The 25,333-nt window shown below is 41.6% G+C and carries 16 protein-coding genes and 1 pseudogene; 13 read left to right on the top strand and 4 right to left on the bottom strand.

Features of this window, described 5'->3' with window-relative positions:
- The first annotated feature begins 74 nt into the window (after positions 1-74).
- The 5 genes from AC0YN3_RS25290 (at position 75) to AC0YN3_RS25270 (ending at position 9,463) form a co-directional block, all read left to right on the top strand.
- Positions 75-6,698, top strand: a complete 6,624-nt coding sequence (locus tag AC0YN3_RS25290; RefSeq protein ID WP_475777696.1) for a S8 family serine peptidase — start codon at positions 75-77, stop codon at positions 6,696-6,698.
- Between the two features lie 8 nt (positions 6,699-6,706).
- Positions 6,707-7,219, top strand: a complete 513-nt coding sequence (locus AC0YN3_RS25285; protein ID WP_475777695.1) for a hypothetical protein — start codon at positions 6,707-6,709, stop codon at positions 7,217-7,219.
- A 15-nt stretch (positions 7,220-7,234) separates the two neighbouring features.
- Entirely contained in the window at positions 7,235-7,621 is a 387-nt protein-coding gene (locus AC0YN3_RS25280; protein WP_475777694.1) for a hypothetical protein, read from the top strand.
- Positions 7,622-7,771: 150 nt separating this feature from the next.
- Positions 7,772-8,440 (top strand): helix-turn-helix domain-containing protein, encoded by a 669-nt coding sequence (locus AC0YN3_RS25275; protein ID WP_475777693.1) that lies wholly within the window; start codon positions 7,772-7,774, stop codon positions 8,438-8,440.
- Between the two features lie 114 nt (positions 8,441-8,554).
- Positions 8,555-9,463, top strand: coding sequence for a phage/plasmid replication domain-containing protein (locus AC0YN3_RS25270; protein ID WP_475777692.1), 909 nt, complete (start codon positions 8,555-8,557; stop codon positions 9,461-9,463).
- A gap of 259 nt (positions 9,464-9,722) precedes the next feature.
- Here the strand turns inward: AC0YN3_RS25270 and AC0YN3_RS25265 are convergent, their stop codons facing one another.
- Positions 9,723-9,929, bottom strand: a complete 207-nt coding sequence (locus tag AC0YN3_RS25265) for a helix-turn-helix domain-containing protein (protein ID WP_441946170.1) — start codon at positions 9,927-9,929, stop codon at positions 9,723-9,725.
- Between the two features lie 167 nt (positions 9,930-10,096).
- Here AC0YN3_RS25265 and AC0YN3_RS25260 point away from each other — a divergent pair, with 167 nt between their 5' ends.
- From AC0YN3_RS25260 to AC0YN3_RS25240, 5 genes and pseudogenes are all read left to right on the top strand, one after another.
- Positions 10,097-10,876, top strand: a complete 780-nt coding sequence (locus AC0YN3_RS25260) for a recombinase family protein (protein WP_475777691.1) — start codon at positions 10,097-10,099, stop codon at positions 10,874-10,876.
- A 237-nt stretch (positions 10,877-11,113) separates the two neighbouring features.
- Positions 11,114-12,349 carry an IS110 family RNA-guided transposase gene (locus AC0YN3_RS25255; RefSeq protein ID WP_475777690.1) on the top strand — a complete coding sequence of 412 codons (1,236 nt, stop codon included), beginning with the start codon at positions 11,114-11,116 and terminating at the stop codon, positions 12,347-12,349.
- 57 nt (positions 12,350-12,406) lie between these two features.
- Positions 12,407-12,517 (top strand): annotated as a pseudogene (locus AC0YN3_RS25250) (RHS repeat-associated core domain-containing protein); the annotation flags it as partial.
- A gap of 634 nt (positions 12,518-13,151) precedes the next feature.
- Positions 13,152-13,550 (top strand): hypothetical protein, encoded by a 399-nt coding sequence (locus tag AC0YN3_RS25245; RefSeq protein WP_475777689.1) that lies wholly within the window; start codon positions 13,152-13,154, stop codon positions 13,548-13,550.
- Between the two features lie 1,430 nt (positions 13,551-14,980).
- The gene (locus AC0YN3_RS25240; RefSeq protein WP_475777688.1) at positions 14,981-16,471 is read left to right on the top strand and encodes an RICIN domain-containing protein; all 1,491 of its coding nucleotides are present in this window, start codon (positions 14,981-14,983) and stop codon (positions 16,469-16,471) included.
- A gap of 102 nt (positions 16,472-16,573) precedes the next feature.
- On the opposite strand, the gene AC0YN3_RS25235 is transcribed toward AC0YN3_RS25240, so the two are convergent.
- Genes AC0YN3_RS25235 through AC0YN3_RS25225 form a run of 3 tightly spaced genes read right to left on the bottom strand, consistent with a single transcriptional unit; the run spans position 16,574 to position 21,532 of the window.
- Complete coding sequence (locus AC0YN3_RS25235) at positions 16,574-18,100, bottom strand: exo-alpha-sialidase (RefSeq protein ID WP_475777687.1); 1,527 nt, start codon at positions 18,098-18,100, stop codon at positions 16,574-16,576.
- Positions 18,101-18,146: 46 nt separating this feature from the next.
- Positions 18,147-19,727, bottom strand: coding sequence for a response regulator (locus AC0YN3_RS25230; protein WP_475777686.1), 1,581 nt, complete (start codon positions 19,725-19,727; stop codon positions 18,147-18,149).
- Positions 19,709-21,532 carry a sensor histidine kinase gene (locus AC0YN3_RS25225; protein WP_475777685.1) on the bottom strand — a complete coding sequence of 608 codons (1,824 nt, stop codon included), beginning with the start codon at positions 21,530-21,532 and terminating at the stop codon, positions 19,709-19,711. Before AC0YN3_RS25225 ends, AC0YN3_RS25230 begins: the two co-directional genes overlap by 19 nt.
- Positions 21,533-21,749: 217 nt before the next feature.
- Here AC0YN3_RS25225 and AC0YN3_RS25220 point away from each other — a divergent pair, with 217 nt between their 5' ends.
- From AC0YN3_RS25220 to AC0YN3_RS25210, 3 genes are read left to right on the top strand one after another with little or no spacing between them, the layout of a single operon-like run.
- The gene (locus AC0YN3_RS25220; protein ID WP_475777684.1) at positions 21,750-22,637 is read left to right on the top strand and encodes an ABC transporter permease; all 888 of its coding nucleotides are present in this window, start codon (positions 21,750-21,752) and stop codon (positions 22,635-22,637) included.
- A 20-nt stretch (positions 22,638-22,657) separates the two neighbouring features.
- Positions 22,658-23,557 carry a carbohydrate ABC transporter permease gene (locus AC0YN3_RS25215; protein ID WP_475777683.1) on the top strand — a complete coding sequence of 300 codons (900 nt, stop codon included), beginning with the start codon at positions 22,658-22,660 and terminating at the stop codon, positions 23,555-23,557.
- 26 nt (positions 23,558-23,583) lie between these two features.
- Positions 23,584-25,314, top strand: a complete 1,731-nt coding sequence (locus tag AC0YN3_RS25210; RefSeq protein ID WP_475777682.1) for an extracellular solute-binding protein — start codon at positions 23,584-23,586, stop codon at positions 25,312-25,314.
- Positions 25,315-25,333 lie beyond the last annotated feature (19 nt).

The raw sequence follows: 25,333 nt of genomic DNA, 5'->3' as shown, positions 1-25,333 counted from the left end.
GACAATATAAAGATCGGTGCTTTAATAGGAATAGTATTTTTTATTAAACACATGATAAATAAGGGGACTTTTAGTTGAATAGAATACGTATGATTTCCATAATCGTTTTATTTGCATTATTGTTTACCAGCTTTGACTTAACGGTTTTTGCATCGATTAATTCGTCTGATACAGAGAAGAAAGCATATTTAGTCAAGTTTTCGGATATTACGAAGTTAGACGAGCAGCTTAAGGGGGAGAAGATAAAAAAGAAGTACAAACATACTTCCCTTGCTTCAGTGGAGTTGTCAGAAACCGAACTTTTAGAATTGATTCAATCTAAAACGGTGGAGTACATTGAAGAAGATCCCCTTATTCAACTTTCAGAGGCAGAAGTAACGACTGCGCACATTGGCGATGAGAAACCTGCTGCCAGTCCTGAACCAGAAATTAACGAGCCCACTGCTCCTCAGTTAGATGGTGCAGTGCCAGTTGAAACCACCCAGCCTGTCGTACACGGAGAAACAGTAAGCATCGCGGATGGTACAGGAATTAAAGTTGCAGTCTTAGATACCGGAATTTCAGCTACAGAATCGGTTTACGTCACAGGTGGGGCTTCTTTCGTAGAAGGCACTGATGAATACGTTGATGATAACGGTCATGGTACCTATATCGCCAGCCTGATTACTGGAAAAGCATCTGAATTGAATAGCACTGCAACAAATGTAGAACTTTATTCTCTAAAAGTATTAAATGATGAGGCACAAGGTACATATGGCCAAGTCATTGAAGCTATTGAATGGGCTGTAGACAATCAGATGGATGTTGTGAATATGAGCTTTGGAGCGGCCATCTACTCTAACGCACTTGCAGACGCTGTGAAGTATGCGTATGACAATGGAGTGCTATTAATTGCAGCTGCGGGGAATGATAGTGATAGTCAAATTAATTACCCCGCTCGATTTAATTCCGTCATTGCTGTAGGGGCAGTAGATCAAAATCATATCCGTGCTCCTTTCTCCAATGTGGGAACGGAACTAGAACTTATGGCCTTGGGGGTAGATGTTGCAGGGTTAGGACTTGATGGTGAGACAGTAATCAAAAGCGGTACCTCACCTGCTGCTGCGCAAGTATCGGGTATTGCAGCCTTGTACTTACAGGCTTTTCAAGGAATTTCGAATATGGAAGCGCGGGATCTTTTAAATGCTTCTGCGTTACACATAGGAGATGTCAGTGAATACGGTAACGGTTTGGCTCAGTTTACGACTCTGGTTACCAAAGCAGATGACACTATCATGAGTGAAGAAGCTGAAAATGAGTGGATTAAACAAGAGATAATTAAGCAAGAGGAAAAAGCAGAGAAGAGACAAGAAGCTAAGACCCAGCGCGAAGAGAAAAAGATAGAAGAACTAGCAGCGAAAGCAAATATTGCAAATAGAGCAGCAAATACTGAAGAAGATGGAGAAGGAAGAAAGAACAGTGCAATATTAGAAATTTCGGAAGAAAGAGAGCGTCCCGATGCTTCGCAGCGTGAATTAACCGAGCGAATTCTACGCCAATTGAATAGAGAGGATGAAAAAAATAAACGAAAAGAAGAGGAAGCAACCGTTACACGGAATAAGGAAGTGCTTGCTGTAGAATGGGGCATCTCGGCGGACGAGATTCAAGCCCAGTTAGATAAAGGTTATACATTGGAAGAAGTTGAAACAGCCATTCGCCAAAGAAAGCAGCAAAAGAACGGGGCCACTTTAAGCAATGTGTTAGAGAAAAACAAGTTAAAACAAGTAAATCAGTCTTCACAAGCTAAAAGCGAAATTAAGTCGGATATCGGGAACTTGGATTTGAAGATTGCAAACGTGTTTAGTTCTTCTTCTATCCCCGTTGATCCTGAGGCGCCTAAACTCGATATGCTTAAGCTTAAAACAGGAGAAGCCCCCTTCCAAGTGAGCTTGGAGAATGAAAGTATATCGACCGTTTCAGGATCCCTGTCCGTTTCAGAGTCGGATTTTACTCTGCCGGGAAGAAGTGGCAGTGGCTTTACCTTATCTCGTACCTATAATTCGGGAAACTCTCAATTTTACGACATGGATGTCAATTCGTCTACGAATACTTCCTATAAGTATTACGTTGAGATAAAAGGTTCAGCCAGGTTCTGGCTTACAACCTATTATCTATCTCATTATCAGCGCCAAATTGCGAATAAATATAAGTGCTCTAATAATGAATTCGTGACAACGGTAAGCGACACGAATATTGATCATACAGGTCCCATTGATTTCGCTACGCAAGCTGCAAGAGACGCAGAGTACTATAGATTGTCTGCCGACGCGCCAGTCACTGACAAATCAGATTGTGCCGCATATGATCGGTATAGAGTGACCACCTATCATTTAAACAGAACATCAACAAGCTCTACAGAAAATGTTGAAACATCGCCCTATTCAAGACATTTAGGCCCCTATTCGACGGAAAGTCAAGCGAATATCGCACGGCAAAGTCTTACAGTCGGCGGTTCTGATTATTCCACCCCTGCGACTGGAAATGCTAACGATGTCCAATATGCGATTACGAGAACGATTCAAAGCACGAGTATCATTTCAATTCCCAGTTACAGCTATTCCTACATGAACAGCTTGGTAGATGCAAAGGAAGAGAAGCTATTTCCAATTGGTAAAGGCTGGTCATGGAATATTCCATATGTTACGTTTGAAGGAGGTACGTATGTTCATCTTGCCGGTAATGGCACCTATAAAGTTGAGAATCAGTCCTTAAAAGAGTACCCGTACAAAGATGTTCAATTTGTTACCGATTCAACGGTGACCGTTAATGGTGTGCAGTCTGCGTATATGCTAAAGCTCCGCGCGGGTGAACGTCAATATTTCAGTGCAGACGGCATGCTAATCCAACTTACAGATGGATATAACAATCATACGCAATTTAAGTACGGTACAGTAAGTCCATATGGGAAAGTATTGACATCCATTTCGGATGCGATAGGAAACCAAATTACCATTGCATACACGACAAGCCAAGTGACGCTAACGATGGGTGACCGGGAAGTTGTCTATAAAAAAGAGTTGAAAAATAATAAAGAGCTGCTTAGTCAGGTCATTGATCCAATGCAGCGTGTAACGACGTACGATTATTATATCGCAAATGCAAGTTTTAACTTGTTAGGTTCGACGCCGATTACAAGTAACCCGTATGCGTTATTAACTGGGGTCACGCATCCGACAGGAGCAAAAACGGTATATGAGTTCGAAGGCTCGCCGGTTAAACGTTATACGAGTTCTAATTCGGTGAATGAGGCGTATCGCGTTGCTGTTCGAAAGGATGAAATTAAGTATGCTGGCGATGTCACAGAAGTGTTTAATCGTGCTTCCTTAATCTACCCGCAAGATATGGGAAGTTCCTATAATCAAGATATGACGTTTACAACGGAACTGCTGCGGGGATCAGTTAAGTCTATCTATACGTATAAGAAGGACTACCTGAATGATGAAGTAGCCCCGATGTTCTATAACACCAATATAGAAGCAACAGACGTTACGACTAGACGGATTACAGAGCAATCTTATGACGAGACTAATCGTAATCCTTATCCGATTTCAACAACAGCCTATATGGCATCAGGATCAATGGAGTCAACGAGAGTGACGAGTTCCGTGCAGTATGATACATGGGGAAATGTCATTCGTGAGACAGATCCACTAGGCAATCATACGACCTATGGATTTGATGACACATCTCATTTAATGACTTCTGCTCTTGTGCCTGCTGGAGGTGGGAAAAGTCTCTATGTTCAACTTTTACGAAATGTGCAAGGTGATGTAACGGATTACTCAATTCGTGAAAATAACGCATCAGGTGCCTTACTTCGTAGAAGTACGAACATGTATGATGCGAGTGGCAATCTCATTCGGCAGGAGCAACATGGAACAGATCTCATCGCTCAAGCAGAAATTACGTATGATGGATTATCGGCTTTCCCAATCAAAGCTTCGTATACGTATACAGATGCGAATGGCGCGCTTCAAACCATCCAGCCCGAAGCCACCTATGATACCTTAACAGGTGCAACAAAGAGCATTAAGGATGGAAATGGGAACATAACGTCTTATGTTATGGATAAACTAAATCGTATTGTACAAGTAACGAATCCGGATCAATCGACTATTTCCGTGGAATACCAGGATAGTATCAATCAGATTACAACAACAAACGAGGCAAATAAGAAATCATCAGCCACCTTTAATGCTCTTGGGCTTCAAATTGAAGCAGGCATCTACGAAAATGGGGAGTATATATCCAAGTCAAAGGCAGGATACGACACGTTAAGTCGAAATAGCTGGAGCGAAGACGATTCTGGAAATCAAACGATATTTACCTATGACAACTGGAATCGGATCGTGAAAACAACCAACGCTGACGATACCTTTAGCACGGCTACCTTTGAAGATTTGATCTATAAATCTATTGTAACAGACGAGGAAGGTAATGCAGCCTTAAGCCAATACGATGCTTACGGCAAACTTCTCTATTCCCAAGCACAAAAAAATGGTGCCTTCTATACCGTTCAATCTTATTCCTACGATGAAGTGGGTAAAGTGACGTCTGTGCAGGATGCATTAAACAACATTACAAATCATTACTATGATGCGTTAGGGCAGTTAACCAGTGTGAAAAATGCCAAGCAAGAAACCACTGCTTATCAGTATGATCTATTCGGCAACCTAACGACGACCGTCTATCCAGGTGGTAGTAAATTACAGAAAAAATATGATGAACTGGGACGTTTAAAAACGCAGACGGATCCATCGGGTAAAATTAAAAAAATATTTTATGATGCCAATGGTAATATGAACCGATTTGAAGACCGTAAAGGTATTGCTTTTACGTATGCCTATGATACGCGAAATCGGATGACTAGCCGTACGAGTCCTAGCGAATCGATCTCGTATTCGTATAGCTTGGATGGTCAGCGAGAAACAATGAACGACCAAAACGGAACAACGACATATAACTATGACGAGAATACCGGAGAACTCATCGGTCAGAAATACCCCGACAATAAAACGATCTCACACACGTACGATGGACATGGTAACATGCTCACGACATCAGGGCCTTTTGCGCGCACGACAACGTATGGCTATGACAACGTCAATCGTCTTAAAACGGTTTCGACCGATACGAATCTCAATGCAACCTATTCGTATTTGAAAAATGATCTAATCAGTAAGATTGAGGGAGCTAATGGAATAAGCTCGGAGTTCACATACGATGGACTACAAATGACAAAACTTCAACACAAGAAGACAAGTGGCATAGTCCTCAATACGTATGACTATAGCTATGATTTGACGGGTAACATCAAAAAAAGGTCTGAGAATGGGGTTAGCACGACGTTCAGCTATGACCAACTAGGTCGTGTTAAAACCAATTCCCAATTTAACGAAGACTATGAGTATGATTCGAAAGGCAATCGATCAGCTATGACTTCGGAAGCATTGCCGGAAATTACAGAAGCAACCTATGAGTACGATGATTGGAATCGTTTGACGAAAGTCACCACGTTTGAAGGCGTAATCTCGTACAAGTATAACGGTGACGATCGATTAGTGGAGCGGACGGAGAATGGGGAAACGATCCGTTATTATTGGAGTAATGATCGCATCGTTGCAGAAGGAAAGGTTATAGGTGGGGTTGTATCCGAAAAAGCCTCTTACGTCTATGGTGTTGGTTTGCTCGAGCGGATTAATGGTTCCGATGGCAGCCGATCTTCTTATCTCCTGAATGGCCACGGCGATGTCGTGGAAATGAGGGATATGCAAGGTAATGAGCAAAATCAATATGCATATGACATTTGGGGTCATCCATTACAAGAAACGGAAACGGTCGATAATCCATTTCGTTACTCGGGCGAATATTGGGATGATAGCGTTAATCTTCAATATTTAAGAGCGCGGTGGTATGATCCTTCAACGGCACGGTTTATCAATGAGGATACATATGAAGGGGAACTGGGGAATCCGTTAAGTCAGAATCTTTATACGTATGTGCATAATAATCCCTTAGTGTATACTGATCCCTCGGGGCATAAAATTAAAGGTCTTGACTTAAGTTTCGCTGTTGCTCTCCAAAGATATGGTGACTGGGGTATAGCTACGATAACTAATGCTAGATGGGAAAATGATATTACAAGAGACGAATTCCTTGAAGCAATGAATATGACTTATATATCTCATTCTCATGCTAGAGGTGGAAAAATAACTGGTAACATAACTAAGGAAAAAAAAGCAAAGCCTGGTGATGATGAGAAGGATTTTGCTAGTAAATTGTCTGCTTTAGGTTATGATGTTATGCATCTTCGTGAAGGTAATTTCAATGGAGAGTATGGTATAAAAAGGCCTGATTACAAAATTAATGGTGATAAAATCGGTGAACTTAAGACGTTAAAGGGAGAGGAGTTCAATAGACTACGAGGATGGGAGCAACTAGCTAAAGGAATTGGACAAGGTGCGGATATTGTATTTATTGACGCATCTAAATATTCGGTTTCGGAATTAGAAGCCTATGATCTTATATTTCAAGGATTTGCTTTGGCACAAAAGAATGGTCATGCGATTAAGAATAACTTTGAAGTACAGATTTGGACCCAAGACGGCATATATACTCATAATGTAGGGGCTTATGGAACTACAGATATGTATTTTTAGGAGGTTATATGGGAGCAACTTTTACAGCAATCTTCCAAAATCAAGGATCTGACTTTTTACTGGCAAGTAAGAAGCTTACAGAGATAATGCTAGAAACACAAAATGAGAAAGAAGTCTGGACTTGGACCTATTCGAAAAAGGATAATGAATCAGCAGAGCATCTAAATATTTTTGGTCAGCTTGAATTTCAAAAAATAAATGGGTTTCATATAAAACTAGGAAGGCACTTTTTTATATTTGAAATTATGATTGGATGGTATACGTTCTTAGAAGATGAACTGATGCAAAATCGACTACGCCAAGATTTAAGCCGATTTTCAAAAAGATTCGGGCCTGCTATATATTTACCTGACAACTGTGAAGTTGATGTTATAGCTAGTTTACAAAAGGAGCGATCATGGGAGGATGTAGTAAGCGCATTAAATCAGCATTTGGGTCATCAGAAAAAAAGTATAAATGAGTTATTGGAGTGTATTGAAAGAAAAGAGAAACACTGTGGGTATTTTGTTGAGTATTTCTGATTTTTTAAGGAGGTATTGATTGAGATTAATATAAAGAGATATGAAATTAAGCATATATTCTTAGGTGTGGTGTTATATTTTTTCTCAGTTAATATTGTTTCATTAATAATTGCATTTTTATTGTCCTCATTAATAAGTGATACATTTCAATTACTACGGTACGAAGAAATAATTACTATAAGTATTTCTCTTGTAACTCTATTCTTTATTGGAATTTTTATTTCACGAAAAGATGTAGAACATGTAGAAATTGTATTAATCGTTGGAGCCATCATTTTGGTTTTTAGTTTAATTGGCTTGTTTCTTGAATTTACAGTGGCAGATTTAGTTCATGACATTCTCATTATTCCTGCATTGTTAGCTGGGTGTTTTTTAAGGAAAATAAAATTTGATAAAAAATAATTGATTATTTACCACATGTGAGTAAAACAACTCCATGTGGTTTTTTTTTTTGCTTAAAAATATTTACTCATCCCCTATTGACGTATCGAGACGTCAATGTTATATTTACATCAAGACGTAATGATACGTCATTTTATTGGAGGGATATTTATGATCGGCTTAGAATACATCGTGAAGCTGTACAGCGGAACATATAAGAAATTAGCTGAGAAGCTGGAGATTACACCATCAACGGTTACGGACTGGCTGAGTAAGCGTAGACCCATTCCAAAAACCAAGCTTGAAGCACTTTCCAAGCTGTTCAAACTAGAAGCAGAATATTTTCAAAAAGACTTATCGAAAATTGAGGAAATTGAATTGCGACTGGATTATCTTGATCGAATATCAAGACGAGATTCGTTTGAAATACCCGACTACTTTACGGATACAGACGGAAATGAACATGAATACACAAGGTTAATTGATCCTTATCAAGAAGAGAAACGAATGAATTACGCTGAATTGAAAATGGAGAGGATTATTCTTACGCTTCAAGGTGCTTTGTATAATGAACTCTACACTGTTGATATGGGCAATAAAGCACATGAGATACTGGAAAGGACTTCAAACCTGTTGAATGAATCTGTTCCCAATGATCTGGATGCTCAGCGGCAACTGCAATGGGAGAGAAAGCACGATAAGCGTATTGAAGCGTTACGTTCCATGATGTATTTCATGGGTATTACAGGATTTTCAGTATGGGACGAAGAGGAAGAAAGCTTTCATAACGAATTGTTTAAGCTTCTCAAAAAGCATGATTTGCTGTGGATGAAAGATTAAGACAAGAAAAATTGAAGGGAGGTGAGTACGATGTAGGGAAATTGTCTTTTCTTATAACATAGCTAATTTCATCCAGAATATTAATCCATCTATAAAATAGAAAGAAGGAATTGAATGTTTGATACGGTTGTGATAAATGCAAGACCGATTCACCTAGATTCAGAAGTATTGTTAAGCATGGAGAACTGTAAGTCAGTTACATTTCTAAATAAGGAAACTGGTGTACTCCAAACGAGGTATGAAATATATGATGAGCAGTTGTCATATATCAAGTATCTCGATGGCAGTCAGACGTTGTCGATTCAAGCTTCTATACCAAAGCTGTTGTATGGAAACAATGTAACTCTTATTACTGAAAATGATATTCCTAGCTTCTTTGAGAGCGTTCAGCAACGTATTCAACAACTCTTTTCGATTAGCATTCCCCATTCGGAATGGTCGATAAGCCGAGCTGATATATGTTGGAACTTTCAAGCAGGTAAAGATGTTGGTGAGTATGTACGAATGCTAAGCAAGCAGAAGTTAGCATTTAAGAACACAAGAAGCTACAACCAAGAACAGACGGTTGAGTTTTCTAACAAGAGTAGAAGAATAATGTTCTATGACAAGCAGCGACAGATAGAAAAAGAGAAAGCATCTCCTGAACTTGTTGAGCAGTCCAAGGGAATCCTACGGCTTGAAATTAAGCCAAGTAACAGCGATATGAAGAAGTTCTCACCGACTAAAAATGCTGTTGAGTTACTCAACAAGCCATTCTTTGATTACATGACGGCTAAAGTACTAAATGAAATTGAATATCCGTCAACAGTAAGCACGATGGAATTATCTTGGCTAATGGAAAATAAAGAGAGCATAACGAAAATCGAAACGCTTCTAGGTTTCCAATTGTTGCAAAACATGTTCGAAGAATCAACTCTAAGACAACTATTTACATCGTCAACCTATGCCAATCGCAAAACCTTGGCAAAAAAAATGACAATTCCCAAAGGGAACTGCCTAGAGCCACTGGTAATAAACCAGTAAATACACATCCTCACAGACGGACACGTTATTTTGCCGATAACGATAAAAAGTCCAATATGCTGGATGAAATAAAAATAACTTAGTCCTAATTCTACTTGAAAATAAAGAAAAAGCAATCCCCGATGCCGAGAAACTAATGGAAAGACGATAACTAACCATCGGGGGTTGGTTTAGATCAATACCTTGTTTCAGGCTTGTGAAATGGGCATAGCACATCCAGCGACCGAGACAAGCTAAAATTAGAAAGCGATACGATAGCTTATTCTTGTTCTTCAACAATGAGTTCATGAATTTTTATATCAAGGGCTTCACATATCGATTCTAGCGTTCGGATATAGACCCGATCAACCTTATCCGAGCAGAGATGATTAATCGTACTTGGACGTAAATTCATTTGTCGGGCGAGTTGTCTTTGTGACATTCCACGCTCGTCTAATATATCTTTAAGTCGAATTTTTATTTTCATCCTATCCTCCATCGTTCCAACAGGGAAATATAGAGAGATTATACCACGAACCTGTCTGGAAAATCATTGAATGTCACGCTTAAAGGGTATATAATATCCTTATGGAACTGTTAGGCGTTACACAAATTACAATTGCTGTAACGCTATGGTTAATAGGAGTTGAAAATATGAAGAATGTTATCGGTTATGTTCGTGTCAGTACACAAGGACAAGCGAAGGATGGTTACAGCCTGTCTTACCAACAAGACGAGATTCAGATGTATTGTGAACGTCAAGGTTGGCATCTCGTTCACCTCTTTATGGACGAGGGGATAAGTGGTGCTAAGGTAGATGAGGAATCCTTAGAAGTCGAACGTGAAGGCTTTCAGGATATGATGTCGTTCATATCCAGCAATAAGGTTGATTATGTGGTTGTTTTAAATACAAGCAGGCTATGGAGAAGCGATATTGTCAAAGTGCTTGTGCATCGTGAATTAAAACGGCATAGCATTGATATTCAGAGCATCGAACAGCCTACATATAGCATATTTAAGAAAGACCCATCAGACTTTTTAATAAATGGTTTGATGGAATTGTTGGATGCTTACCAACGCCTAGAGATTACCATGAAGTTAGGGCGTGGAAGAAACAAGAAAGCATCTGAAGGCAAGTTTGCAGGTGGTGGCATTCCTTTTGGTTATAAGGGAAAGCGTGGTTCAAAGAAAATCGTTATTGACGAGAAGCAAGCAGCAATCGTACAGAGATTATTTCAATTGAAAGCACAGTTTCAAGCATGGTCACTATCCGCATTAGCAGTGCAGTTGAATGAAGAAGGGTTCACTACGGAGCAAGGAAAATCATTTACGAAGGTTCAGGTAAAACGCATCCTAGACCGCAAATCATTTTATCAAGGAAAGTATCGTTACGGACAGATTGAAGCAGATGGGTTGCATCAAGCTATTATTTAGTCAAAGAATATAAATAAGGTGAATAAGAGATTGCTAACGTGTCTTTGCGGCTCTGACCGCTCGAACTGAGGATGCAACCTTATCTTACCGTTGATGTTCTAGCCGCTCATTTGAGTGGTTACTAATAGGCTGGATTCATACAGAGCAAGTATCTCCGTAGTAATGAATCTTGTGCGAAATGAGAATCAAACTTATTAGTAACGATTCAAAAATCAATTACAGAAGGGGCGAACAAAGATGATTGAGCAGCAAAATCTAATCTATATGGGTGTTGACCTGCATAAACAGCATCATACAGCCGTCATTACAGATTGCTGGAACAAAAAGCTAGGAGAAATCAAGTTTGACAACAAGCCATCCGCATTCTCTTTGCTTGTTAAGGAAGTGAAGAAGCATACAAGAAAGAAGTTATCCGTTGTATACGGCTTGGAAGATGTAGGCGGTTACGGCAGAGGGTTAGCTGTCTATCTGATAGAACAGCAGTGCTGGGTAAAAGAGGTTAATCCTAAATTATCTAACGCTAGAAGAAAGAGCCATGTGACGGTTGAGAAGTCTGACAGTTGGGATGCAGAATGTGTTGCAAGAGTTTTGCGAGATGAACTTCAAAACTTGCATGACGCAAAGCCAATTGATCTGTACTGGGCGATTAGTCAGCTTATAACGCAAAGGAAATGGTTAGCAAATAGCTTGTCTGGAACGGTGAAGAAATTACATCAGCAGATCAGCTATCCGTATCCCAGCTATAAGAAGTTCTTCTCAGAAGTTGATGGCAAAACGGCACTTGCCTTTTGGGAGTCCTATCCTTCTCCACAGAAACTAACAGACTTATTAGAGGATGAACTTGCTATTTTTCTACGCAGTCATAGTAACAATGGACTTTCTAATAAGAAGGCTAGTCAAATCTTATCGTTGATTGCTGCTGACGGAGATACGTATAGGGATTTTCAGGATTCACGAGATTCTGTTGTGAAGAGTCAGGTGAAAACCATAGGCTTTCTGAAGAAGGAGATTACAAGCATTGAAGTCGATATTGAGGACTTGATGAAGCAGCTTGGTTTTCAGCTTGAATCCATGACAGGCATTGAATTAGTGACAGCGGCAGAACTCGTTGCTGAAATAGGAGATATTCACCGATTTTCATCAGCGGACAAGCTCGCTCGATTCGCAGGAATCGCACCTGTGACCGTAGGTTCTGGGAATAAGTCAAGAAACTATAAGAGCAAGCAAGGTAACCGAGAACTACATGATATTTTCAAAAGCCTTGCTATCCGACAAATAGCCGTTACACGAACCAAGAAAGAGCCAAGGAATCCACATTTTCATGCCTATTATGAGCAAAGACTAGCAGAAGGTAAAACGAAGCAGCAAGCGATTGTTTGTATAATGCGAAAACTGGTCAATATCATTTATGCAATGATGAAAAACAAATCCGTTTACGTGATGCCGACCTTACCGATCCAGCAAGCAGGATGATATAATTGGTGGTAATTGGAATGGCATTCCAGTTGCCACCTTCTTTATTCTAAATTCCGTTTTATTAACTAGGATACGTATGAGGGGGATTTGGCGAATCCACTTAGTTTGAATCTTTATACTTATGTGGAGAATAATCCATTAACCCATATAGATCCAACAGGGCATTCCAAAGTAGAGTTTCTAAATCAAACGCTTCATGACTATGCAAGTGGTAACATTACTACCCAACAAATGGTTGAGAAAATTATAGATAAAAATGGCTCAGAATCAGTATACACGGCGTTTCATGAAATTACTCAAGTCATGGTTGCAACTAAGTTGTTTTATATGGATCCCAACCATGTACTGCCTGTTTTGGAGGCTAAAACTAAATCAGGTGAGATTGACATTAAACATGGTAATGAAATATATGAAGTGAAGCCTAAAGGAGGAGAAAGCGGGAATAAACAACTCAAGAAATATTTATCTGATGATCCTAGTTATGTTAAAGGTAGTTGGGTTAATTCAGTTAATGATATCCTGATAGTAGACGGGATAGGTGCAACGCCGGATTTATTTATGAAGACAGAATGGACTGCTCCGGGTAAAATAAAATATTCGTTTTATCAGTATGATCAAAATAATAATCGGAAATCAGTTACCAATGTTAATGCAATGATTGGCACGCAACAACATTATTTTTTGGATCTGTATGATTCAGATGATCAGAATAAACCACAAAAGCCAAAACCAAAACCGCCAGTTTATATTCCCAAGGGGCTATAATATGCATTTCTGAGATTTAATGGAGGTGAGTTCATTGAAGATTATTAAAATATTATGTATTCTTCTCATTCTTTCAGGTTGCACAAATCAAAAGGAGGCAGCAAACAAAATGACAATTGATGAAATAAATAATCGGTTTGATAATTTTAAATTGAAATATAAAATAACAGGTCAAAGTGAGTTAATAAAAAGTAAATTGGCAATAGATCGACGATTATTTTTCTTGCCAATGTCTTGGGAAAGCCTATCCGTTTACGAGTTTGTGAATGAACAAGATTTGCAAAATGAAAGAAATGAAATCTTGAAAAAAACGAAAAAAAAGTTTCCAGACACCAAAATGATTGAATATATACTAGGAAATATATATATTATTTATCCAATGGGCGAAGGGCGAGAAGAAACGCTTACGGTGCTTAATAAAATTTTCAAATAACTATTTTGTTCATTTACTCTGTGTATTAGGAATTTACAGCTTAAAGCAATTTATCTCCATGGTGTAGACAAAAACAGTGTTACTAATTCAGATGCTGTGCGTCAATTGTGAATTTCGCAATAATTGGTATAAATAAGAGATAAGCGGATATATCGTAAGTTATGTCACTTATTTCTTTATTTTCGACCTTTTTTGTGAATCCTTACTTTTCTATTATCATATTTTAATAGAATTTGGTCTTTATCCAAGCTATTTATAGACTAAGGATTTCTTGCATGAGAATAAACATACTGAGATCTGACTCACTTCTATCTCGGCTGCATGCTCAACTGCAAAAACAAGTAAGTTGACCCTGAGCTATTGCGACAGCTGTTCGAGCTACTGGCTAAGTATGCGTTGTTACACCTGAGGCACTCATCGGTACATGTTCCTTTTGCTTGGTGACGAAATGGGGACGAATTTCGTCACCAACCATCCTAAGTAGTCCGAATGGATTGGAAGATGTTCAGCAAATACGCAATCAGGACATGGCTTCTGCAATCTTGATAGAATTGCTCAGGACAGTCAATCCATCGTTGCAATGATGCGTTCATGGGGGTCAATTGCTTCCTCTTAATCAAGATCTAAAATACAATAGACAGCTGTCGTTAGACATAGAGAGAACTATAAAAATTAAAGCATAATCGATAAATCTTTTAAGTGTAAAACCTACAGGTTCAGGACAGGACTCTCCACTCCTATCTATACTTTTGCACTCTTTTTGAGTGCAGGCCACCCTTAGGGTGGCTTTTTTTATTGCTCATTTATCAGATAAACTGCAAAAGACTTAGTATGATTTAGTGTGAAAATTAATGCAAATGATTAGTAATGCAGCTAAATTGGTAGCCTGGCTGTCGTGTATAACGAGAACATGCAGTAACTTGTATAATAAGAAGGACCCGAAAGCCTAGAAATCAAATTTTGCTACCGGCGTTATGTCAACTGGAGAGTTTATGGAAATTGGCTTATTTACTTTAGATTTATTAGAAATAGTAGATTTAGCTTATTTAAATGTGTTGTTTTCTTCATTGAGGTTAGCAAGCTTTTTGTGAAGTTTATGTTTTTATGCATCTTCCGCTTAAGATTTTCACTAATGGAAATTGATTGATCGCCGCATTGTTTATGGAACCTTATCTAGTCTTTGACCATTATATCGTGCAAGACTAGTTCCTTAGCTGTTTCAGTAGCAGCTGTTTCTTCAGCCAAACTTGATACGGCTCTTTATAATAACCGAAATTTTTAAACCATTTCCGTTATTTTTAAAGTATTTTGCAATCTCCATTTAGCATTATACTAAGCATGCGCAAATATAAAAGCTTGCCGGCAAGCGAGTGAAATTGTATATGATTAATGCATTGTTTTTGCAAACAAATGAGAGGTGGCAAATCGATATGATAAGAATAGGCAAGAACGCCGCAACGAAATTAATCGTGTTCAGCATTACTTTTTTGTTAACGTTTACATTGATAATCCCTTCAATAAAAGTCAGCGCTTACGGTCCTTCCGTCATGTACACCGGAACGAACCCGGCTCCAGGTTATCCTAGAGCCATTCAACTCCAATATAACGGCGCGCACAATGGCAAGATGTTAGCTGTATTTGATCACAACGTTGCTACGATGCCAACTTTCAAAGTGTTTGAAAGCACCGATAGCGGGGCTAACTGGGCTCAGGTCGGTACGGTTTCCGATACCCAAAATGGTTGGGGGATGAGGTACCAGCCGCATTTGTATGAGCTCCCCCAAGCCATAGGCAATATGCCTGCCGGAACACTTCTCATTGCTGGAAACTCCATTCCTTCAGATTACTCTGCAACCAAGATCGATATTTATAAGAGCAACGATTTAGGGAGGACATGGACCTTCTTAAGTTCGGTAGCAACGGGCGGGGATGCTAATCCAGACAGTCTTCACGACCCGATATGGGAGCCATTCCTTCTTGTTGCCAACAATAAACTGATTTGCTATTACTCTGACGAACGCGATCCATCGCATGCCCAGAAGCTTGTTCACCAGACTTCGACCAATGGCACGACTTGGGGCAGCGTTGTCAATGACGTTGCGTTAACGACCCAATGGCATCGTCCCGGAATGGCGACGATTGCCAAAATGGCAAACGGCAAATATATTATGACCTACGAAATGGCGCCATTGAGCGGATGGCCGGTTCATTATCAAATTTCCTCTAATCCTGAAGTATGGAACACGACGAGCATGGGTACTTATATTGGCGCTGGCGGCGGCACGCCGTATGTCGTAACGATGCCAAACGGTAAAATCATCGTGTCCATGCTGGAGCACCCTGAAGTATTCGTGAATTCAAATAATGGGGTCGGAAGCTGGTCAACCCTTGCAACCCCAATGGTTGATTCCTATAGCCGAAGCATGACCCCTCTAGCTAATGGACGTTTGTTCATTATTACGTCTAATGGAAATAACATCGAATATGGGGATATGGATGCAGGCGGTACGTTAGCGAAATTTATTAATCGGAGCACAGGAAAGGCACTAGACAATACGGGGTCTATCGTAGACGGAACGGATGTCGCGCAATGGACGAATGTGGCTTCGAACAATTTGGTTTGGGAGGTGCAGAGGGCAAACGAAGGTTACTTTAAACTAAAGAGCGTAACGGGCCAACGAAATCTCGATTCGTTAAATCGCACTGCTAACGGCCAGAACGTGGGGCAGTGGAGCAATTCCAGCTCCTACAACCAACACTGGCGAATGGACTATACGAGTGACGGTTATCTCAAGCTGGTCAACCGGTCAAACGGCTTGGCCGTGGATACAGGAGCACTTAATTATAATGGAGCACTCATGCAGATGTGGGCGCTATCATCGAATTTCAATCAGTTCTGGACGATGATACCGCAAAATTAAAACGTAAACGAACGGTTCATTCACTCTACATTGGAATGGCTCTCCTGAGGGAAGTATTACCTTCAGGAGTGCCATTCTTTCTTTTCGATTAGCAGCTTCAGCTTAAATTTCTCGGTCTATTTCAATGCAATCGATCTCAAGCTCACCGGATTTCTGGTTTAACTGCAAAGCATTATCGCCATGGTTAAGAGCAATTGAGAGAGAGACCCATAAATATCGTTCCCAGTCTACGGTTGGAGGATAGCTTATAGGAAGAGCGGCCCCATCATTTACTAAGACCATCTGCATGCTGTCTTCCGTTGTACCATTTGAGTATCGAATACGCAGCTTATATGTTCCGCTAGCCGGCACATGAATGCGTTCAAAACGTATGGAGCTGCTCGAGGAGATGAACCGGATCTCTTCGCCGCTGCAAGCATCCATACTAGATAAAGATAGAACGTTATTCGCTATCGCATGTCTGGCTTCATATCTAAGAGCATGCAGAAGCCTGGCCCCTACACGGATTTCATTGAGGCCTTCAACCACATTCTCGACCGACGTCGCTTGATAGAGCGTTCTATGATCAAGACTAGTATCAAAGCTATGGCTGTAACCTGCCAAATGATGATGATAGGTAACGGCCATGGGGAGCCTCTTCCAGTGACCTTCGCCTAGGTTGTAATTGACAAAAAAGTTTTGTCCTCCATCAATGTTGCCATCGTGGCTTACTCCCCATTTGGCTGAAACGATAATCATCCCATTAGGATGCTCGGTAGGTACCCATTTGCAATAGGGAGCAGCACCTATGCCTACTCCATTCTCCAGGAGCAGCGGTTTTCCGATTTCATCAGCATGCCAGGTTACCCCGTCGACAGAAAATTTGCAGTAAATCGGACCAACGTTATGGTCGCTGCTTGGGCGATTGACGACTTCGTATGTGGCAAAATATCGTCCGTTAGGCAACCTTGTTACGGTAATCATGCCAGGTCTGTCATTATTGTTAGCGATCGCTACGTCGTTCACAAGCTCTCCCCAGCTTAATCCGCCGTCTGAGGAAACGCGGTGCACTAGCGCTTGATGAATGCCATTGCTCTTCTGGCGTTCATCGGAATAGTAACAGACGAGGTTGCCGGAGACGTCCAGTCCAAAGAAAGGTTCCCAAATGGAGGTTGTAGCTGCTCCTGCGCTTGCATCGCAAATTGCAGGTCCTCCTTGATCCACGGTGCTTAAGTATGTCCATGAAGCTCCGCAATCTCGGCTCATATAGATGACAATAGCTGTGCTTGATCCGTCATTGGGGATACAGTCTCCCGCAATGAGGAGCGTGCCTGCCGGTAAATCTCCCATTTGCTGCGGCAATTCGAATAATACGGGCTGCAGCTTGTTTCCTAGTCCATACTGCGTATCGCGAACGTTAGTAACGAACTCCCACGTCGCTCCATGGTCTGTGCTTCGATGAATGGGCCAAACGGTCTCATTGTTCACGTAAGCATACCATTCATAGGTGCATAATAAAGTGCCGTTGCTCGGACCATTGTGCTTTAAGCATAGGATGCGGGGGTAGGCGGCTCCTCCTTCTGCATAGCTGTTCGAATGATCGGGTGTACAAACCAAGGAACCATTCATTTGTTGCGATAATGGCTTCATATGTTAACCTCCCAATAGGATGATCTTCCAAGTATTAATAGCTCTGTCAAGGAACTCTTCTTCTAAACTCTGCTGGTGAAATATTTTCCGTTTTTTTGAATGTCGTAAAAAAATAATTCGCGTTCGTATAGCCAACTTGCTCGGATATTTCCGTTATTTTCAGATTCGTCTCTGCAAGCAGCTTTTTAGCCGATTGAATACGCAGCGCATTGACATAGTTGGTAAATGACTCGCCCGTTTCTTTTTTGAATAAAAATCCAAGGTATCCCGGACTGACATTAAACTTCTCCGCAAGAGTGGAGAGATTAATGTTCTGAGTATGATGGTTGTCGACGTAACGTATCACTTTAGTCGTAATGGGACTCAGGTTTTGATTGATTTGCTCCAACAAATCGACTGCTTGATGAATCAAGCTTATGACGTCTTCCCGTATTTGATTGAACGATTGATTAACATACAAGGCAGACAGCAGCTTTGGAAAGGAATCGAATATAGGGTCGGGGTTATGCTGCTTCTTTCGAATGGCGCCTTTTATCTGATACACAATATCGATCATTAATTCCTTAACGTCCGTTGGCTCGTAGATTGTGGTGTTATGTAATTGCAAAAAGAAACATTCGATGAAATGAATAGACCGATCTCGGTCCACTGCCATAATAGCCTCCTGCAGCTCAGCTCCATCGAAAGTAATTAGCTTCTTTATTTTAGCTGCAGTCCGCAAAGTCTCATCGTAGAGCAGAATGCTATTCGGCGGACGAAGCATTTGGTAATCTTGAAGCTGCTTGGCACGGGTATAGCTCAAATGAACGTTCTGGAACATAGGCTCCAGACTGCCAGCGGTTATAAATACATCGATTCCAAGAAGCCTATTAATGACGTCCACGCTTTCCTTGAGTATAGATTTGATAACATCAAAGTCATCCGTTCTGGCGTTCGAGATAATGAGCGTGACGTCTTCTTCCGGACTGCAAAAGATTTGGAATTGGAGCCGCCTGCCAATGATATCGGTGCAAATGTTTTGAATGGCGAATCGCAGCAAATTTTTTTGCGGAATTTTGGCTACTGAAGGCCCATCGTGGCAAACGACTTTTATGACGACTGCCATAAAGCTGGAGCTGTCGATCGACATATGGAGCAAAGAAGCCCTTTCCAAAAATTCTCCTTTCTCGATATCGCCTGCCACCCACCGGTATAGGATGTTATCTTTCAGTATGTTCATTCCTTGCCTGAACTCGATTTGTTTATAGACTTCACTTTCGATTTTTTTAATGATGTTATGCAAGGTGGATTCCAGTTCGATAACGGACACGGGCTTCAGCAAATAATTTTCAATGCCAAGCGTGATTGCCTTCTTTACGTAATCAAAGTCATCATAGCCGCTTAACACGATACATTTGATATTTATCTGCTTCTGATGAATAGCTTCAATCAGTTCAAGGCCGGTAAGTACGGGCATCTTGATATCGGTAATAAGGATATGGGCAGACGTGCGGGATAACAGCTCGAGTGCTTCGCCGCCATCCGAGCATTGGCCGATGACTTCCAAGCCTAGCTGCTGCCAATTGATCAAATTGACTAAGCCGAGCAGAATGAGCGGCTCGTCATCGACTAGGATGACCTTGTACATTGCTGCACCTCCTGAATATGTAAGACCGGGATAACAATGACTACCGTCGTACCTACAGCTGGCTCGCTCCTAATGGACAAACCGTATTGCTTGCCAAAGGCAATTTGGATCCGCTCATTCACGTTAATTAATCCGATGCTGTCGGAGGGCAAAGGCTGTCGGTCCAAATTATTTTTGATTTCATTCAGCTTGGTTTCCGCTATGCCGCTGCCATTGTCTTCAATCGTGAACAGCAGATGATTGCCTTCTTGAACCCCTCTAAGCAGGATGCGATTGTTTTCTTTTTTGGGAAGGAATCCATGAATTAAGTAGTTTTCGAGCAAGGGCTGCAGAAGATGCTTGATTATGCCGAATTGAAGGATGTCACTATCAATCTCAAAGGTATAATCAAAATTGTTCTCGTATCTAATTTTAAATAAGCTGAGATACAGGTCGCAAAATCCGATTTCCTCCTCAACGGTAACCGCCATCTGCTCCTTGGCGGAGCTGCGGAGCAGCTTAGCGAGCATATAGATCATATGCGCCGAGTCTTTATCGCCCGATAGGACGGTTTTCATCCGGATGGCTTCCAGCGTATTGTATAGAAAATGCGGATTCACCTGTGCTTGAAGGGCTTTGAGCTCCGAGCTTTTTTGCTTTAATTCCAGTACATAGAACCGATCGATGTAATCGGCTAATTTCTCGCACATGCGATTGAAGCTGATCGATATTTCATCGAACTCATCCACGTTTTGGTTTTTGACAGGAAGGCGAATGGAGAAGTCCCCCGCGCCTATTTTCTTCAGATTTTTCGTGATACGCAACACGCGTTGGGAGAAAATTTTCGAACCGATATACATGAGCAGCAAACATCCCGCGATACAAGCGAGTGCAAGGAGAAGAATTTTGTCTCTAATCTCGTTCGCTTGAGAGAGAAGCAACCTCTCAGGGATTAGACTTACGACCATATTGCCTGTCTCGGGATCGGTTAATTTATAGATGACGGTTGGTGTTTGGTCTATGCTGCCTGTTCCTGAGCTGCCGACTTGTTGAATCTGATCGAAATAAGGAAATTTTTGGCCATAGTAGCTGTTGGAGGAATCGAATAATACGTCACCGGAACTCGTCAATACTATAAAATCGCTAGCCAAATCGTTTCTTTGCGATGAAATAATATTCTGAAAGCTTTGAGTACCGAAATCGACTAACAAAATACCTGCATCATCCACAAGGTTATCGGCTTTTAATTTCATGGAAACTGTAAAAACAAACGAATTTGTTAGGCTGCGGTAGGCCGGGTAATGAGCCGGATAGATGTCCGAGAATAATGAAGATTGCTCGCTATGCCGAATGATTTCCTGATAACGATATTCATTGAACAAATTATTGGTTATACCAGTCTCAGAGTACTCATATATGCGCTGGTCCCTAATCTTATAGACAGAAATACCGGTAATGTCACGGTCACGGCTTAGGGCAGAGGACATATAATCGTCAAAAACCCATTTGGTTTCGATATAATCCATATTGAACGGAGTGTAATCCTGCTGCAAAAAGTAATATATATCCTGGACAAATGCTTTATCGATTAAAGTTTGCTTCAGCATCGTCTTGACGATATCGTATTTGGCATCAAGATGCGTCATGATTCGGTTTAACACCACATCGTTATATTTCAGTTCTTTTTCCTTGATGAGCTCTGCCGTATTGGTAACGATTACATAAGCAAGCGTACAGAAGGTGACGATCGTAATCACCATATATACGAACAAGATTTTGGTGAAATATTTACGGCTGAAATAGTTTCGGTACAGTTTTTTTATCATCGGCATCTTCCTCTTGGTTCTCAGTTTGGCGATTATGATTATAAACGGAATTATAACACGAAGGCAGAAGTTGAAAAGCAAGCTGCAATGAGATTAATTGGATTCGTTACTAAATCGTATGTTTTTAAACTATAACAAGCCAGAGGGGAAGGATAGAATAAAGACGAACCCGGGGGATGTCTGTTAAAGCAGTGACTACCAGGAAAGGAGGGAAACGATGAAACCAAAAACGTCCTTGCTATTGATGGCTTTGCCTTGCTTCATGCTGCTGATTGCGTTTTCCTATGTGCCGCTGTATGGGTGGGTATATACGTTTTTCGAGTATAAGCCTGGCGTTCCGCTATCTGATAGCGCTTTCGTCGGTTGGAAATACTTTGAGCTAGCATTCGCTGACCGCGAAGTATTCAACGTGCTTCGGAATACGTTAGTCATTAGCTTCTTGTCCATTTTATGCTCTCCTTTGCCCGTATTTTTCGCAATCATGCTGTCTGAAGTTCCAAGGAAACGGTACAAAAATATATTGCAGACAGTCACAACTCTTCCTAATTTCGTTAGCTGGGTGTTAGTGTACTCTATTTTCTTCTCTATATTTGCGGTAGACGATGGTCTTCTCAATCAACTTCTGTTCCGTTTAGGCATAACGGACGAACCAACCAATCTGCTGGCTAATCCGGAAATTGCATGGTATTTTCAGACGGCGGTAGGCATATGGAAGGGACTGGGCTTCTCGGCCATTATCTACTTTGCTGCGATAACCGGAATCGACCCTGAGCAATATGACGCTGCAAAGGTTGATGGAGCGGGGCTCTTCCAAATGATGAGGCATATCACGATACCTGGTATTATCCCAACCTATCTCACGCTACTGCTTCTGGGGATAGGCTCCCTTCTCTCGAATGGGATGGAGCAGTTCTATGTGTTTAACAACGCCTTAGTCGAAGACAAAATACAGGTGCTTGATCTTTATGTTTACAAAATCGGTTTGACGCTTGGCGATTATTCGTATTCGATCGCAATCGGCATGGCAAAGACGTTTGTGAGTCTAGTTTTATTGTTTATTGCAAACTGGATCGCAAAAAAAGTAAGAGGCGAATCCATTCTGTGAGCCAGAGGTGAGTTTAATCAATGAATCTAAAAATGACATGGGGGCTCCGGCTGTTTCATCTGTTTAATTACAGCATCCTCAGCGTGTTTGCCCTGCTCTGCATGTACCCTTTCTATTATATTTTTATTTATACGATCAGCTCCCCGGATGCTGCGGGAAGAGGCAAGGTGACGCTGCTGCCGATTGAGCCTACGCTTAGCAATTACATTCTGATGCTCCAAAATGACGGCATTCTTTCGGCTTTTACGGTATCTTTATCGCGAACGATTATCGGTACGCTGCTAAGCGTCTTTCTTAGCGCGCTTTTCGCTTATGTTCTGACCCATAAACAGACGCCTTTTCGTTCGTTTATGTACCGGGTTACGATCGCGAGCATGTACTTGAACGCAGGGTTGATCCCGTGGTTTCTCGTCATGAAGGCGTACGGGTTGAACAACAGCTTTCTCTTGTACGTGCTTCCGGGCAGCATATCTGCTTACTTTGTTCTGCTCGTGAAGGTGTACATTGAGCAGCTTCCTGCTTCGCTTGAGGAATCGGCTATTATCGACGGAGCAGGCTATTTCACCGTGTTCCTGAAAATTATCATTCCGCTCAGCATGCCCGTACTAGCCGCTATAGGTGTATTCGCGGCTGTCGGCCAGTGGAATTCATGGTTCGATAATATGATTCTAGTGGATAATCCAAATCTGCAAACGCTGCAATATTTGCTTTGGAGAGTGCTTAACCAGTCCGAGGCGCTCGCTCAAGCGATGCAAAGGCTTGATACGACGAACTTGAATAAGCTAGACCAAGTTGTTATTACGCCTATGTCGATTAAGATGACAATTACGATGATCGTTACGCTGCCTATTCTGCTAGTGTATCCGTTTATGCAGCGATTTTTTGTCAAAGGCATTATGCTAGGTGCAGTAAAGGGATAATTTGTCATATAAATGGAGGTTTTCCTATGAAGAAGAGGGGTTTCAATTTCGTCAGTTATGCTCTTGTATTCATCATGCTGTCCACACTGATCGCTTGCTCCAACAATGCTGCCAATTCTCCTGGCACGCAAGAGAGTGATTCTCCCGTAACAGCCACAGCTACGGACGGTGACAGCAAGCCAACCCCGCCGGCTAACTGTACCTTGAAACTATGGGGGATGATCGGCAACGGCAGCGTGAAAGAACCAGGCATACAAAATGACGACGTTGCCAAAGAAATCGAAAGAGTAGTAGGCTGCAAAATCGAGTTATATCCGCATGAAAGCGATGAGATATTCGCAACGAAGCTTGCAGGCGGAGACATGCCGGATGTATTCGCGGTCAATCGGAAGTTTGCGAAGCAGCTTATTGACGCCAAGGCGGTCAAGCCATTGGATGCTTTGATTGAGCAGCATGCGCCGAACATCGCCAAGCTGGATAAGGTTCTGCAATATGATAGAGACTTTATGAGCGATGATTCCAAGCAGCTTTATTTTACGACTAGGGCGGTAGAAGACTTCGTCTATAACTTTGATGTAGGCATGATGATTCGGTGGGACTACTACAAAGAAATGGGAATGCCGCCTGTCAACAACGTAGACGATTATATTAATGTGCTTGCCGATATGATGAAGAAACATCCGACGACGGAGGATGGGAAAAAGGTTTACGGATTATCGCCTTATTTTGACTGGGGAATTTGGAGCTGGACGACACCGGCATACATTTATGGCATGTGGAATCATGGCATTCTTGACTACGATATGACGAACAACCTGGAGCCAAGCAATGTCGTAACCAATGAGCAGAGCAGCTTCTGGAAGACGGTGGAAATCTATTATAAAGCGAAGCAGAAAGGGATATTGGATCCGGATTCCTTTACCCAAAAATTTGACAATGCGATGCAAAAAAATCGTGATTTGCGCGTACTGGGCGGCTTTGCATCTTTTTGGTTCGGGGATCCGAACAACAAATTCCAAACGGCAGGCGAAGCAAAAGGCTTCATGCCAATCCCTCCAGCGGAAGGAACCAAGGCTCACTGGGCCGGTTACTGGCAGCCGCTTGGCGCCGATTCCCATTACGCGATTTCAGCCCATACCAAATATCCGGAGCAAGCGATCAAGCTACTCGATTATCTGTACAGTCCTGAAGGCAACATAACGCTTCGTTCCGGGGTAAAAGGCGTGCATTGGGATGAAGCGAACGGGCAATATGAGATTAAACCCGAGGTGCTGGAGCAGCGAGAGAAAGATCCGGATTTCAGCCTGAAAACAGGGATTGGCCGATACGGCTTCCTTACAGGACTGCCGAATGAATTCCGCGGGGAGCAATTCGACCTGTTCAGCCTGCCGCAGTATCAAAAGCAATCGCCGCTGCAGAAAGAATATTATGCGGAATTCGGCGTGAAGGACGGTAAAGAGCTGCTTAATCAAAGGGTCGAGAATAAGGTCGTCAATACGGCTGTACTGCTGCTGCAGCCGTTGCAGCCCGACGACACGAAGCGCATTGATGATAAAATCATCGATTATATCAATAAGGCGGCCGTAAAGGTTGTATTGTCGAAATCGGATGAGGAATACGAGCAGTTAAAAAAACAAACGATTGACGAAGTGAAAAAGATGGACTTCGACCAGTCGGATGCTTACTGGACGAAGGTATCCAAAGATGTTAGAGACTATATGGAAAAAAATGACTTGTTTCCGCTGCCTGCTGAATAAGGCCGGAAGCTAAGCATGG

It is taken from the genome of Paenibacillus sp. J22R232 (genome assembly GCF_056269165.1).
This window is presented reverse-complemented; position numbering and strand designations above follow the sequence as displayed.

What these genes read in the sequence shown, in the direction of transcription:
- AC0YN3_RS25285 (WP_475777695.1), top strand. Translation starts at nt 6,707, where the DNA reads ATGGGAGCAACTTTTACAGCAATCTTCCAAAATCAAGGATCTGACTTT.
- AC0YN3_RS25275 (WP_475777693.1), top strand. Translation starts at nt 7,772, where the DNA reads ATGATCGGCTTAGAATACATCGTGAAGCTGTACAGCGGAACATATAAG.
- AC0YN3_RS25270 (WP_475777692.1), top strand. Translation starts at nt 8,555, where the DNA reads ATGTTTGATACGGTTGTGATAAATGCAAGACCGATTCACCTAGATTCA.
- AC0YN3_RS25265 (WP_441946170.1), bottom strand. Translation starts at nt 9,929, where the DNA reads ATGAAAATAAAAATTCGACTTAAAGATATATTAGACGAGCGTGGAATG.
- AC0YN3_RS25260 (WP_475777691.1), top strand. Translation starts at nt 10,097, where the DNA reads ATGAAGAATGTTATCGGTTATGTTCGTGTCAGTACACAAGGACAAGCG.
- AC0YN3_RS25255 (WP_475777690.1), top strand. Translation starts at nt 11,114, where the DNA reads ATGATTGAGCAGCAAAATCTAATCTATATGGGTGTTGACCTGCATAAA.
- AC0YN3_RS25240 (WP_475777688.1), top strand. Translation starts at nt 14,981, where the DNA reads ATGATAAGAATAGGCAAGAACGCCGCAACGAAATTAATCGTGTTCAGC.
- AC0YN3_RS25235 (WP_475777687.1), bottom strand. Translation starts at nt 18,100, where the DNA reads ATGAAGCCATTATCGCAACAAATGAATGGTTCCTTGGTTTGTACACCC.
- AC0YN3_RS25230 (WP_475777686.1), bottom strand. Translation starts at nt 19,727, where the DNA reads ATGTACAAGGTCATCCTAGTCGATGACGAGCCGCTCATTCTGCTCGGC.
- AC0YN3_RS25225 (WP_475777685.1), bottom strand. Translation starts at nt 21,532, where the DNA reads ATGATAAAAAAACTGTACCGAAACTATTTCAGCCGTAAATATTTCACC.
- AC0YN3_RS25220 (WP_475777684.1), top strand. Translation starts at nt 21,750, where the DNA reads ATGAAACCAAAAACGTCCTTGCTATTGATGGCTTTGCCTTGCTTCATG.
- AC0YN3_RS25215 (WP_475777683.1), top strand. Translation starts at nt 22,658, where the DNA reads ATGAATCTAAAAATGACATGGGGGCTCCGGCTGTTTCATCTGTTTAAT.
- AC0YN3_RS25210 (WP_475777682.1), top strand. Translation starts at nt 23,584, where the DNA reads ATGAAGAAGAGGGGTTTCAATTTCGTCAGTTATGCTCTTGTATTCATC.